At 56.6% G+C, this 13648-nt stretch carries 14 protein-coding genes; all 14 read right to left on the bottom strand.

Annotated elements, in window-relative coordinates; translation table 11 throughout:
* Positions 1-15: 15 nt before the first annotated feature.
* Positions 16-1419 (bottom strand): F0F1 ATP synthase subunit beta, encoded by a 1404-nt coding sequence (gene atpD / locus FCL40_RS16705; RefSeq protein WP_136854439.1) that lies wholly within the window; start codon positions 1417-1419, stop codon positions 16-18.
* Positions 1420-1452: 33 nt separating this feature from the next.
* The gene (gene atpG / locus FCL40_RS16700) at positions 1453-2313 is read right to left on the bottom strand and encodes a F0F1 ATP synthase subunit gamma (RefSeq protein WP_136854438.1); all 861 of its coding nucleotides are present in this window, start codon (positions 2311-2313) and stop codon (positions 1453-1455) included.
* A gap of 16 nt (positions 2314-2329) precedes the next feature.
* Positions 2330-3871, bottom strand: coding sequence for a F0F1 ATP synthase subunit alpha (gene atpA / locus FCL40_RS16695; protein WP_136854437.1), 1542 nt, complete (start codon positions 3869-3871; stop codon positions 2330-2332).
* 13 nt (positions 3872-3884) lie between these two features.
* Positions 3885-4418, bottom strand: a complete 534-nt coding sequence (atpH, locus tag FCL40_RS16690; RefSeq protein WP_136854436.1) for a F0F1 ATP synthase subunit delta — start codon at positions 4416-4418, stop codon at positions 3885-3887.
* A gap of 15 nt (positions 4419-4433) precedes the next feature.
* Positions 4434-4904 carry a F0F1 ATP synthase subunit B gene (gene atpF, locus FCL40_RS16685; protein ID WP_136854435.1) on the bottom strand — a complete coding sequence of 157 codons (471 nt, stop codon included), beginning with the start codon at positions 4902-4904 and terminating at the stop codon, positions 4434-4436.
* A 78-nt stretch (positions 4905-4982) separates the two neighbouring features.
* Complete coding sequence (atpE, locus tag FCL40_RS16680) at positions 4983-5204, bottom strand: F0F1 ATP synthase subunit C (protein ID WP_028110369.1); 222 nt, start codon at positions 5202-5204, stop codon at positions 4983-4985.
* Between the two features lie 43 nt (positions 5205-5247).
* A complete protein-coding gene (atpB, locus tag FCL40_RS16675) occupies positions 5248-6057 on the bottom strand; it encodes a F0F1 ATP synthase subunit A (protein ID WP_028110368.1) in 810 nt (269 codons plus the stop codon).
* Between the two features lie 3 nt (positions 6058-6060).
* Entirely contained in the window at positions 6061-6477 is a 417-nt protein-coding gene (locus FCL40_RS16670; protein ID WP_136854434.1) for an ATP synthase subunit I, read from the bottom strand.
* Positions 6478-6873: 396 nt separating this feature from the next.
* Positions 6874-7782, bottom strand: a complete 909-nt coding sequence (locus FCL40_RS16665) for a ParB/RepB/Spo0J family partition protein (protein ID WP_136854433.1) — start codon at positions 7780-7782, stop codon at positions 6874-6876.
* Positions 7783-7791: 9 nt separating this feature from the next.
* Entirely contained in the window at positions 7792-8583 is a 792-nt protein-coding gene (locus FCL40_RS16660) for a ParA family protein (RefSeq protein ID WP_136854432.1), read from the bottom strand.
* A gap of 17 nt (positions 8584-8600) precedes the next feature.
* Positions 8601-9224 carry a 16S rRNA (guanine(527)-N(7))-methyltransferase RsmG gene (gene rsmG / locus FCL40_RS16655; protein WP_136854431.1) on the bottom strand — a complete coding sequence of 208 codons (624 nt, stop codon included), beginning with the start codon at positions 9222-9224 and terminating at the stop codon, positions 8601-8603.
* Positions 9225-9308: 84 nt separating this feature from the next.
* The gene (mnmG, locus tag FCL40_RS16650; RefSeq protein WP_136854430.1) at positions 9309-11198 is read right to left on the bottom strand and encodes a tRNA uridine-5-carboxymethylaminomethyl(34) synthesis enzyme MnmG; all 1890 of its coding nucleotides are present in this window, start codon (positions 11196-11198) and stop codon (positions 9309-9311) included.
* A 418-nt stretch (positions 11199-11616) separates the two neighbouring features.
* On the bottom strand, positions 11617-12057 hold the full coding sequence (gene mioC / locus FCL40_RS16645) for an FMN-binding protein MioC (protein ID WP_136854429.1): 441 nt from the start codon (positions 12055-12057) through the stop codon (positions 11617-11619).
* Positions 12058-12211: 154 nt separating this feature from the next.
* Positions 12212-13579, bottom strand: a complete 1368-nt coding sequence (gene mnmE, locus FCL40_RS16640) for a tRNA uridine-5-carboxymethylaminomethyl(34) synthesis GTPase MnmE (protein ID WP_169307165.1) — start codon at positions 13577-13579, stop codon at positions 12212-12214.
* Positions 13580-13648: the final 69 nt, after the last annotated feature.

Raw genomic sequence — 13648 nt, 5'->3', positions numbered from 1 at the left:
CTCTCCGCAACCGGATTACAGTTTCTTAGCTTTCTCGACGGCTTCGTCGATGCCACCAACCATGTAGAACGCCTGCTCAGGCAGTTCATCGTACTCGCCGGACAGAATGCCCTTAAAGCCAGAGATGGTGTCTTTCAGAGAAACGTACTTGCCGGGAGCGCCGGTAAATACTTCGGCTACGAAGAAGGGCTGAGACAGGAAACGCTCAATCTTACGGGCACGGGCTACGGTCTGCTTATCTTCCTCAGACAGTTCGTCCATACCCAGAATGGCGATGATGTCCTTCAGCTCCTTGTAGCGCTGCAGGTTAGACTGCACGCCACGAGCCACATCGTAGTGCTCCTGACCGATGACCAGGGGATCCAGCTGACGAGAGGTGGAATCCAATGGGTCGATCGCCGGGTAGATACCGCGGGCCGCAATGTCACGGCTCAGTACTACGGTCGCATCCAGGTGAGCAAAGGTGGTCGCAGGAGACGGGTCAGTCAAGTCATCCGCAGGTACGTATACCGCCTGTACGGAGGTGATGGAGCCTGTCTTGGTGGAGGTAATACGCTCCTGCAGAACACCCATCTCTTCCGCCAGAGTCGGCTGGTAACCTACCGCAGAGGGCATACGACCCAGCAGTGCGGACACCTCGGTACCGGCCAGGGTGTAACGGTAGATGTTGTCCACGAACAACAGTACGTCACGGCCCTCGTCACGGAACTTCTCAGCCATAGTCAGACCGGTCAGTGCTACACGCAGACGGTTTCCTGGTGGCTCGTTCATCTGACCGTAAACCATGGCTACCTTGGACTGAACTTTGTCATCCAGGTTAACTACGCCAGATTCGGCCATCTCGTAGTAGAAGTCGTTACCTTCACGAGTACGCTCACCCACACCGGCGAATACAGACAGACCGGAGTGTGCCTTGGCGATGTTGTTGATGAGCTCCATCATGTTTACGGTTTTACCTACACCCGCACCACCGAACAGACCGATTTTACCACCCTTGGCGAAGGGGCAAACCAGGTCGATTACCTTGATGCCGGTTTCCAGCAGCTCGGTGGCGCTGGATTGGTCTTCGTAGCTGGGCGCTTCACGGTGGATTTCCCACGTTTCTTCCTCGCCGATCTCACCGCACTCGTCGATGGGATCACCCAGAACGTTCATGATACGGCCCAGAGTGGCAGTGCCCACTGGAACCTTAATTGCACTACCGGTGTTGGTAGCTACCAGTCCGCGACGCAGACCTTCGGACGCACCCATTGCAATGGTACGAACAACACCGCCACCCAGCTGCTGCTGTACTTCCAGCACCAGCTTAGCGCCATCGTTGTCGATGTGCAGGGCGTCGTATACCTGTGGTACGGCGTCTTGTGGGAACTCCACGTCAACTACCGCACCGATCACTTGAACGACAGTACCTGTGCTCATGATTAATCCTCTGATTATCTCGTTTCCGCTGCCTTACACCGCCGCTGCACCGGCACAAATCTCCGACAGTTCCTGCGTAATCGCAGCCTGACGGGCTTTGTTGTACACCAGTTGCAGATCGTCAATCAGGTTGCCTGCGTTGTCGGTTGCGGACTTCATTGCAACCATACGGGCAGCCTGTTCAGACGCGGCATTTTCAACTACACCCTGATAAACCTGAGATTCGACGTAGCGAACCAGCAGCTTATCCAGCAGAGCTTTCGGATCGGGCTCATAGATATAGTCCCAAGCGTGAGCTCGTTTCTGGGTGTCATCTTTTGGCAACGGCAGAAGCTGATCGATCACCGGATCCTGCTTCATGGTGTTCACAAACTTGTTGTACACCACGTACAGGCGGTCCAGCTTGCCCTCGTTGTAGGCATCCAGCATGACCTTCACGGACCCAATCAGGTCGGTGAGGCTGGGGGTGTCGCCCAGGCCAGTGGCCTGTGCAGCAACGTCACCACCAAAGCTCTGGAAGAAACCTGCGCCCTTGGAACCGATGGCCGCATAGGACACTTTCGCGCCTTTCTGGGTCCATTCGGTCGCGGCTTTCACCACCTGCTTGAACATATTGATGTTCAAGCCGCCACACAGTCCACGATCGGTGGAAACGACGATAAAACCGACGTTCTTCACCTCACGCTCTTCCAGGTAGGGATGCTTATATTCCAGAGAGCCCTGCGCTACGTGACCAATCACCTTTCGCATATTCTCTGCGTAGGGACGGCTGGCGTGCATGCGATCCTGCGCTTTACGCATTTTCGAAGCAGCCACCATCTCCATGGCAGAAGTGATCTTCTGAGTGTTTTTCACACTCGCGATCTTGGTACGGATCTCTTTAGCGCCGGCCATCTTCTATCTCCCCCTGTTACCAGGTTTGAGTCGCTACGAACTTGTCCAGAGCAGCTTGCAGCTGAGACTCGATATCGGAGTTGTAGTCTCCGGTCTCGTTGATCAGCTTCAGCAGGTCGGCATGTTCGGCGTTCACGTAGGAGAGCAGAGCCGCTTCGAAGTCACCAATCTTGTTAACTGGTACGGAAGACAGGAAGCCTTTCTCTGCAGAGAAGATGACAACGGCCTGGTCAGCCACGCTCAGAGGCGCATACTGCTTCTGCTTCATCAGCTCGGTAACGCGCTCACCATGCTCCAGCTGGGCACGGGTGGCGTCATCCAGGTCAGATGAGAACTGAGCAAAGGCCGCCAGTTCGCGATACTGTGCCAGTGCGGTACGGATACCACCGGACAACTTCTTGATGATCTTGGTCTGCGCGGAACCACCTACACGGGATACGGAGATACCGGGGTTTACCGCAGGACGCAGGCCGGCGTTAAACAGGTCGGTTTCCAGGAAGATCTGACCATCGGTAATGGAGATCACGTTGGTAGGTACGAACGCAGATACGTCACCAGCCTGAGTTTCAATGATTGGCAGAGCGGTCAGAGAGCCGGTCTGTCCTTTCACTTCACCGTTGGTGAAACGCTCAACGTAGTTGGCGTTTACCCGGGCTGCACGCTCCAGCAGACGGCTGTGGAGGTAGAATACGTCACCGGGGAAGGCTTCACGGCCTGGGGGACGACGCAGCAGCAGGGAGATCTGACGGTAGGCGACGGCCTGCTTGGACAGGTCATCGTAGATGATCAGAGCATCTTCACCACGGTCACGGAAGAACTCACCCATGGTACAACCGGAGTAGGGGGCCAGGTACTGCAGAGCAGCCGCTTCAGAAGCGGAGGCAACCACTACGATGGTGTTCTTCAGGGCATCGTGCTCTTCCAGCTTGCGCACCACGTTGGCGATGGTGGAGGCCTTCTGACCAATCGCAACGTAGACACACTTAATGCCGGAGTCTTTCTGATTGATGATGGCGTCAACGGCCATCGCAGTCTTACCAGTCTGACGGTCACCGATGATCAGCTCACGCTGGCCACGACCGATTGGGATCATGGAGTCAACGGACTTATAACCGGTTTGTACAGGCTGAGATACAGACTGACGGTCAATAACACCGGGAGCAATCACTTCAACGGGGCCGTAGCCTTCGGCCTCAACAGGACCTTTACCGTCGATGGGCTCACCCAGGGTGTTTACCACACGGCCCAGCAGACCGCGGCCAACTGGCACTTCAAGAATACGGCCAGTGGACTTAACTTTTACGCCCTCAGCCAGATCGGCGTAAGGACCCATTACTACCGCACCCACGGAGTCACGCTCCAGGTTCAGTGCGATTGCGTAACGGTTGCCAGGAAGCTCGATCATCTCACCCTGCATCACGTCGGCCAGGCCGTGGATGCGGATAATACCGTCGCTTACAGATACGATGGTACCTTCGTTGCGAGCTTCGTTGACAACATTGAACTTCTCAATTCTCTGTTTGATCAGTTCACTGATTTCGGTTGAATTCAGTTGCATGCTTAAATCCCCGTTAGGATTGCAGCGTATCGGCCATGCGGTTTAACTTACCGCGAACCGAGCCATCAATGACCAAGTCACCAGCGTTGATTACAACACCGGCAATTAGCTGCGGATCAACAGTGCAGTTCAGCTTTACCTTGCGCTCCAGACGTTTCTCCAGAGACTCGGCAATCTTCTGCTTCTGTTCGTCACTAAGTTCTGTTGCGGAAACCACATCGGCCTCCACCAGGCTTGCCCGCTCATCGGCCATCTGCTTAAACAGAGTGGCAACCTGAGGCAGTACAGCCAGACGACCATTTTCCGCCATCACCTTCACCAGGTTCTGGCCAAACTCGTCGAGGTTCTCGTCACAGACCTTGATAAAGATCTCCGCGAGTTGCTCAACGGCAATGGCGCCATGCAACAGCTCAGCAATCGCATCGTTATCAGCTACCGCGGCAGCAAAATCCAGCTGGGTTTGCCACTTGTCGATAGCCTGATGCTCTGCTGCAAACTCAAAGGCAGCTTTGGCATAGGGGCGTGCAACAGTAGTCAGTTCAGACATATGCCCTCTCCCCTGTTAAAGCTCCGCAGCCAATTTCTCAACGATGTCGCTATGCGCGTCAACGTCGATGGAACGCTCAATAATCTTCTCAGCACCGGCGACGGCCAGAACGGCAACCTGCTTGCGCAGGGCTTCCTTGGCACGGTTACGCTCGGCTTCGATTTCGGCCTGGCCCTGAGCGATGATCTTGGCACGCTCGGCTTCCGCCTCAACTTTAGCTTCGTCGACAATTTGCGCTTTACGCTTGTTCGCCTGCTCAATGATCTCTCCGGCTTGCAGTTTGGCGTCTTTCAGCTGATCGCTGATTTTCGCCTGTGCCAGCTCGAGATCCTTGGAAGCTCGGTCAGCGTTTGACAGGCCATCCGCGATTGCCTTCTGTCGTTCTTCGATGGCAGCCATCAAAGGTGGCCACACATACTTCATGCAGAACCAGACGAAGACAATAAAGGCGATGGTCTGACCGATAAAAGTCGCGTTGAGATTCACAACGGCTCCTCCTCAAAACCCATTCAAAGTCGGCTCCGGTCTATCCGGAACACATAGACATTGGATTAAAGGGTCGCCTTAAACACCAACAACGAACAGGATGTACAGACCGATACCTACACCGATCATAGGTACCGCATCCAGCAGACCGGCCATGATGAACATCTTGGTTTGCAGGGCAGGGGTCATTTCAGGCTGACGACCAACGCTCTCCAGGAACTTACCACCCAGCAGACCGAAACCAATAGCAGTACCCAGAGCACCCAGGCCAATCAGCAGAGCAACAGCAATAGCAGTCATCGTATTCTCCAGTTTCTCTTAATTTGTTACTTAGTCTTAAAAATTAATGATCTTCATGAGCCATGCTGAGGTACACAATTGTCAGCATCATGAAGATAAACGCCTGCAATGTAATCACCAGGATGTGGAAGATCGCCCACGCCAGCTGCGCAAAGCCGCCGAGCGCGCCGATAGCCACGTTACCGGTGTACATAAGAGCAATAAGAATAAAGATCAGCTCACCTGCATACATGTTACCGAACAGACGAAGGCCCAGAGACACAGGTTTAGAGATCAGTCCTACAATCTCAAGCAGGAAGTTAAAAGGAATCATTAACTTGTTGTTAAACGGCTGGAGCGTCAACTCCTTAACGAACCCGGACACGCCTTTCACCTTGATGCTGTAGAAGATCATCAAGAAGAAGACGCTGCAGCTCATCGCCAGGGTGATGTTCAGGTCAGTGGAGGGAACCACTTTCAGGTAGTGAACACCAGCGGCGCCTGCTGCTGCGGGTAGCCAATCAACCGGAATCAGATCCATCAGGTTCATCAGGAAAACCCAGACGAAGATGGTCAGAGCCAGTGGGGCGATCAGCTTATTCTTACCGTGGAAGGATTCCTTCACGCTGGTATCGACGAACTCAACCAGCATCTCGACAAAGCACTGCAGCTTGCCGGGAACGCCAGTAGTGGCCTTTTTACCAACGGAACGGAACAACCAAAGGAAGAAAACGCCGAGTCCAACCGAAAACAGCAATGAATCCACGTTCCAAGTCCAAAAACAGTACTCGCTTGCATCGGCGCTGCAGCTACCAGCGCGATACTGCAAGTTCTGCAAGTGGTGCAGAATATACTCCTGCGGATTTGCAGCCATGATTCATCCCAAATGTTTTCGTTGAAACAACAAAGGTGCCATCCATAACACCATGAGGGCGGAAATGTAGCAGCCAAACACGGCCCTAGGGTCAGATTTAACTACCGCAAATGCCAGCACAAACAGGGTTACGGTCAGCATCAGCTTAATCGCTTCTCCCCGGTAGAAGGCGTTAACCATGCTGCCGGTTACCTTTTCCCACAGGTGGGAGAAGGTGAGAGTTGCGAAAACGAGGTTGGGGATCACCGCCACACTGCCACCCATGAGGGCGGACAGGGCCAGCTGCTCTCCCCAAAGTACGAAACAAAGCGTACTGATCAGAGCAACCACTATTGCTTGAGCGGCCACTAACCGCAGTGCGGTTATCCGGCCTTTGCGCCTGGGGTCTCGTTTCAACGCCTTGACTCCGTAATCTTTCAAGAGAGGGTCCGAAAACCCTTAATCTGCCTAAAAGCAAGCGAAAGTATACCTACTTGCCTTGCCGATGCAACCGAGTGGAGGTTGGAAAACTGTGATCCCGAACGGATGGTGAGACCTTGAAAACCCGGGGCTTCTCACATGTTGTCAGCCATATTTGTTATTGATCAACAAGAGCTGATTATAACCCGTCAAAAACCACTCTCATCGCCACTCACTGCGGCCAGATTAATCTGTTTATTGAATTCAAAAGTACAAAATTAACGGTTTTATCATGCATAAAAAATGACAAATTCTGTGATTCGAACGATTTTTTGCCCATGCCTGCCGTACGAAAAAAATTTAGTTTGTGCATATGATCACAAGCAGAAAAAAACCTCCCGAGGGAGGTTTTTGTTCTTAGGTTGCAATTACGCGACTTATGATCCCGTCCAGCTGGTCCAGACTGTCATAGCTGATCACCAGTTTTCCCTTGCCCTTGCTGCCCTGTTGGATGGCCACCTGGGCTCCCAGGCGCTCGGTCAGGTCATTGAGCAGTCGCTTAACGTCGGGATCCACCACCTTGGTCGGTTTCACCGGTGTGGGCTCCAGCTGTTTGCTCACCAGTTTCTCGGTTTCCCGAACCGTCATCCCCTTGGCCACAACAGCACGGGCCGCCAGGGTCTGAGCATCGCCCTCCAGGCTGAGCAGGGCTCGGGCATGGCCCATCTCGATGTCGCCATGCTCCAGCAGAATCTTCACCTCGTCGTTGAGGTTGTTCAGCCGCAGCAGGTTGGTCACCGTGGTGCGGGACTTACCCACCGCCTTGGCAACCTCGGCGTGGGTCATATCGAACTCATCGGCGAGGCGCTGCAGGGCGATCGCCTCCTCCATGGCGTTGAGGTTCTCACGCTGAATGTTCTCAATCAGGGCGATGGCCACCGCCGCCTCATCCGCCACCGGCTTGATGATGCAAGGAATGGTGTCCAGCCCGGCAATCTGGGAAGCACGCCAACGGCGCTCCCCAGCGAGAATCTCATACTGGCCGCCATCGATGGGACGCACCACCACGGGCTGGAGTACCCCCTGGCGACGGATAGACTCCGCCAACTCCTCCAGGGCCTCCTCGGACATGTCCCGACGAGGCTGGTAGATGCCTCTCTGCAACAGTTCCAGTCGCAGATGCACCAGGGCGCCATCCCGCTTTTCGGTGACCGGTTCGGGGCGGGGGGCACTCTGCATCTGCTGCTCCCGCTTCTCCACCACAGATTGGCTGGTTCCCAGCAGGGCATCCAGTCCCTTGCCTAATCCGCGTTTCTTGGCTGACATGCTTTCCCCTTAAACCTCTTCTGTGGCCAGCTCATTACGCTCAGCACGGCGCAACATCTCTCCGGCCAATGCCAGGTACGCCTTGGCGCCGGCACTGCTCTTGTCGTAGTAGATGGCGGGAGCTCCAAAACTGGGAGCTTCCGCCAGGCGCACGTTGCGCGGAATCACGGTGCGGTACACCTTGTCGCCGAAATGCTGTTTCAGCTGATCGGACACGTCATTGGCCAGACGGTTGCGCGGATCGTACATGGTGCGCAGAATCCCCTCGATGGCCAGTTCCGGATTGACCACTGCAGCCAGCTTGGTGATGGTGTCGATGAGGGCAGTCAACCCCTCCAGGGCGTAGTATTCGCACTGCATGGGCACCAGCACCGAATCGGCGGCACCCATGGCGTTCACTGTCAGCATGTTCAGCGACGGCGGACAATCGATAAAGATGAAATCATACTGATCTTTCACCCTTTCCAGGGCGTTGCGAAGACGCACCTCCCGGGCAAAGAACTCCATCAGCTTAATCTCCGCAGCGGTGACATCACCATTGGCGGCAATCAGATCGTATTTGCCGCTGGTATCCCTGACGATCACCTGCTCCGCCGGGGTCTCCTCCACCAGCAGATCGTAGGCAGTATGCTCCACCTCGTACTTGTCGACACCACTGCCCATGGTGGCATTGCCCTGGGGATCGAGATCCACCACCAGCACCTTGCGCCGGGTGGCGGCCAGGGAGGCGGCCAGGTTGACACAGGTCGTGGTCTTTCCCACGCCCCCTTTCTGGTTGGCTACCGCAATCACTCTTGCCATCGACTGTTCCCCAAAATCTACGAATGGTTTCTGACAAATACCAGGTGTCGCTGGGCATCGAGTTCGGGCACATGCAGTGGCTGCTGCCCCAGAATCTCAAACCCCGGCGGGATGGCAGCCAGCTCGTCGGCGTCCAGCTGCCCCTTCAGAGCGTAAAACCGTCCTTGTGGCCCCGGCAGATGCCGGCACCACAGCAGCATGTCGGAGAGGGAGGCGAAGGCGCGGCTGAGCACACCGTCGAAGCCCTGCTCCGGCTGATACTCCTCGACCCGGCTCTGTACCGGGGTGACATTGTCCAGGCCCAGGGTATGGACCACGGTCCTAATGAAGCGGATCCGTTTGCCCAAGCTGTCCAGGAGGACAAAGGATTTGTCCGGGTTGCAGATCGCCAGAGGCAACCCAGGCAGTCCGGGACCGGTACCCACGTCGATGAAACTCTGCCCCTGCAGATGGGGTCCCACCACAATGCTGTCCATGATGTGACGCACCAGCATCTCCTGGGGATCACGGACCGAGGTCAGGTTGTAGGCTTTGTTCCATTTGTTCAGCAGCTCGACCAGTAGCACCAGCTGATCCATCTGCTTGCCGCTCAGCTGCAGATCGGTCTGCGCAACCAGGTCGGCCAGCCTTGTGGCTAACACGTGTAGGTACCTTCAGATTTGGAAAATAGAGAATAGGTTATTATGCGGGGATGAGCGGGGCTTGGAAAGCCCCGCGTTTGGCGGTTATGCGGTTTTTCGCAGCAGACCGTGTTTTTTCAGGTAGACCAGCAGCAGGGAGATGGCCGCCGGGGTGATGCCGGAGATGCGGGAGGCGGCCCCCAGGGTCTCGGGCTTGTGCTCCTTGAGCTTGGCCACTACCTCATTGGAGAGGCCTGATACCAGGCTGTAATCCATCTCTGCCGGAAGCAGGGTCTGCTCATTGCGCTGGGCCTTGGCGATCTCATCCTTCTGCCGCTCGATGTAACCGGCGTACTTAATCTGAATCTCCACCTGTTCTGCGGCCTTGGGATCCTCCAGCCCGGGACCGATCTCGGTCACCCGCATCAGTTGGGCATAGTTCAGTTCTGGGCGGCGGATCAACTCTTCCAAACTGGCTTCCCGCGACAGGGGGGTCTTCAGCTGGGGGTTGAGTTCATCAGCCTGAACGCCGCTCTTCTGCACATAGGTGCTGCGCAGGCGCTGCTTCTCCTGCTCGATCGCCTCCAGCTTGTGGTTAAACGCCACCCAGCGCTCATCATCCACCAGTCCCAGTTCACGACCTTCCGGGGTCAGACGCAGATCGGCATTGTCTTCACGCAACAGCAGACGGTATTCGGCGCGGGAGGTGAACATCCGATAGGGTTCCTTGGTGCCCAGGGTGGAGAGATCGTCCACTAGCACCCCCAGATAGGCTTGGTCCCGCTTGGGTGACCAGGCATCGCGCTCCTGGACCTTCAGTGCGGCATTGGTGCCCGCTAGCAGCCCCTGGGCGCCGGCCTCCTCGTAGCCAGTGGTGCCGTTGATCTGCCCGGCGAAGAACAGGCCGTCGATAAAGCGGGTCTCCAGGCTGGACTTCAGATCGCGGGGATCGAAGAAGTCATACTCGATGGCGTAACCCGGGCGCAGGATCTCCGCTTTTTCGAAACCGTGGATGGAACGGATCAGCTTCAGTTGCACGTCAAAGGGCAGGGAGGTGGAGATCCCGTTAGGGTAGATCTCGATGCTGCTCAATCCTTCGGGTTCCACGAAGATCTGATGGCTGCTCTTGTCGGCAAACCGCATCACCTTGTCCTCGATAGAGGGGCAATAGCGTGGCCCCACTCCTTCGATCACCCCTGCGTACATTGGGCTGCGATCCAGGTTGGATCGAATGATCTCATGGGTCTGCTCATTGGTGTGGGTGATGAAACAGGAGATCTGCCGGGGATGTTCCTCCGCCTTACCGATGAAGGAGATGGTTGGAATGGGGGTATCGCCAGGTTGCTCCTGCATCACGTCGTAATTGAGCGTACGGCTGTCCAGGCGAGCAGGGGTGCCGGTTTTGAGCCGATCGACGCGGAATGGCAACTCACGCAGACGACAGGCCAGGGCATTGGAAGGAGGATCGCCGGCCCGTCCGCCCTGGTAATGATCCAGCCCGATGTGAATCTGGCCACCGAGGAAGGTCCCGACGGTCAGTACCACGGTGCGAGCATCGAAGCGCACACCCGCCTGGGTTATCACGCCGACCACCCGATCCTGTTCCACCACCAGGTCATCCACCGCCTGCTGAAACACGGTGAGATTAGGCTGGGCAAACAGAATATTCTGGATCGCCTGTCGATAGAGGGCGCGGTCGGTCTGAGCTCGGGTGGCGCGCACAGCCGGCCCCTTGGAGGCATTCAGGGTGCGAAACTGGATCCCGGCGCGATCGGTCGCCCGTGCCATGGCTCCGCCCAGTGCGTCGATCTCCTTGACCAGGTGTCCCTTACCGATGCCACCGATTGCAGGATTGCAGGACATCTGGCCCAGGGTGTCCAGGTTGTGGGTCAACAGCAGGGTTCTTACCCCCATGCGGGCACTGGCCAACGCGGCCTCGGTACCGGCGTGACCACCGCCTACCACAATGACGTCATATTGATCCTGAGACTGCATCTGCCTTACTACCCCTTATCAGCCGGCCTGGAAAAAGCGCGACATTCTAGCATTGCCGGAAGCGGAGATAAATGGTCATTTTTTAGTCTCGGCGATCGAGGCGGCGGCTAATAGATCTTAAAGATCTTTATATAAGATCTTTGTTATTACTCTTTTTAGGGATCGCGATCTCTGTGGTTAAGCCTGAATTCCTTTTGATCTTCATGATCTTAAAGGCGATCGATCCCTGTGAATAGAGCGCGATCTACCCTCGGAAAAGCTGGGATCAGATCGCGATCTTATTCACAGGCAAATCTTTAGCTCTCTAGGGGAGTGGATTAATCCAAGGTTGGATCCCAGTTTGATCCAAAGTTACTCACAAGGATCTGTGTATAGAGATCTATTCTGTGGGTAACCTTGGATCAGATCTGTATAACGATCAGTTCGACAGGATCGGGATCAGGGTATCGATCCACAGCAAAGCCTTGTCTTCCGGGAGATCCAGCCCCTGCACATCGATCTCGATCTTATGCACAAGCTCCTTGGCGCCGCCTTGCTGCATGCGATCTTCGAGGGATTTGGCGGCGCCGCAGAAGGTGTCATAGCTGGAGTCGCCGATGCCACAGATGGCGTAGTGAATGCCGGAAAGATCGGCGGTTTGTAGGGCCTCCGCCAGGGGGTGGAGGTTATCGGGAATCTCTCCGGCGCCATGGGTGGAGGTGACGATCAGCCAGTTTTGCACTCCCATGAGTGATTCCAGGCTGGGGTTAAGATGGATCTCGGTGTCGATACCGTGGATTTGCAGCTTTTCCGCCAGCTCATCGGCGACGGCCTCGGCACCACCCATGGTGGTGCCGACGATCAGGGCGAGTTGGGTCATAGGGGGGTCCTCATTGTGTCCGTCTCCATTATACGGAGAGCGGCGGCTGGGGGCAGTCCCTGTCTGGAAATGACGGTTTATGGTGACCGGGGGTTGGTTATTTGCCCAAAAAAAGAGGTACCTGATGGTACCTCTTTTCCTGGCGGCCAAGGGGTTACTTGCCGATGCAGAAGGAGGAGAAGATCCTGCCCAGCAGATCGTCTGAGCTGAACTCTCCGGTGATCTCCGTCAAGGCCTGTTGAGCCAGGCGGAGCTCTTCGGCAAGCAGTTCGCCGGCTTGGAACACCTCCAACTGCTCACGGCCGAGCTGCAGATGTTCATCGGCGCGGGCCAGGGCCTCCAGGTGACGGCCGCGGGCCATGAATCCCCCCTCGCCGGCTCCCTGGTAGCCCATACAGGCCTTCAGGTGCTGGCGCAGTGGCTCCATTCCCTCACCGGTCTTGGCGGAGAGCTTAAACAGGGGGTAATCGTGACCCTCTTCGGTAAGCTGATGTTCACCGGTCAGATCCAACTTGTTGCGGATGATGGTCAGTCCCATCTCTTCGGGCAGCCTGTCCATGAATTCCGGCCAGATTCGGTGAGGATCGGTGTCGCTGGTATCGGTGCCGTCCACCATCATCAGCACCCGATCAGCCTGTTCGATCTCCTGCCAGGCGCGCTCGATGCCGATCCGCTCCACTTCGTCGCTGGCTTCACGCAGGCCGGCGGTGTCGATGATGTGCAGGGGCATGCCATCGATGTGGATATGCTCGCGAAGGACATCACGGGTGGTGCCGGCGATGTCGGTGACAATGGCGGACTGGCGGCCGGCCAGGGCGTTTAGCAGGCTGGATTTCCCTGCGTTAGGACGGCCGGCGATCACCACCTTCATCCCTTCGCGCATCAGCGCTCCCTGGCGGGCGCTGGCCCTCACCTGGGTCAAAGCCTCCTGCACCTGCCGCAGATCGGCGGAAATCTTGCCGTCCGAGAGGAAGTCCACCTCCTCGTCGGGGAAATCGATGGCCGCCTCCACGTAGATGCGCAGCACGGTGAGCTGCTCCACCAGTTCGGTCACCTTGGCGGAGAACTCCCCCTGCAGGCTCTTCAGGGCGCTGCGGGCCGCCTGTTCGGAGGAGGCTTCGATGAGATCGGCGATCGCCTCGGCCTGGGCCAGGTCCATCTTGTCATTGAGGAAGGCCCGTTCGGAGAACTCCCCCGGGCGGGCCGAGCGGGCCAGGCCGGTGGCGATGATTGCCCGCTGCAGCATGTCCAGGACCACTGGGCCTCCGTGGCCCTGCAGCTCCAGCACATCCTCTCCGGTGAAGGAGTTGGGGGCCTTGAACAGCAGGGCGATCCCCTGATCCAGTTGTTGGCCCTTCTCATCGCGGAACGGCAGATACTCCGCCTGGCGGACCTTGGGGAGCCGGCCCAGGATGGCCTTGGCCAGGGCTTCGGCGTTGGGTCCCGAGATGCGGATGATGCCGACGCCGCCTCGGCCCGTGGCGGTTGCCTGGGCCACTATGGTGTCTGTGGTGATGGTCATTGGGATAGGTTTCAAAGAGTTTTCTTTATTGTACAAAAAAAGGCGGCATAGATGCCGCCTTTTCAGAGT

Origin of the sequence: Ferrimonas sediminicola, assembly GCF_005116715.1 — a bacterium.
GTDB lineage: Bacteria > Pseudomonadota > Gammaproteobacteria > Enterobacterales > Shewanellaceae > Ferrimonas > Ferrimonas sediminicola.
The sequence above is the reverse complement of the archived record's forward strand: the minus strand, read 5'-3'. Positions and strand labels throughout refer to the sequence as shown.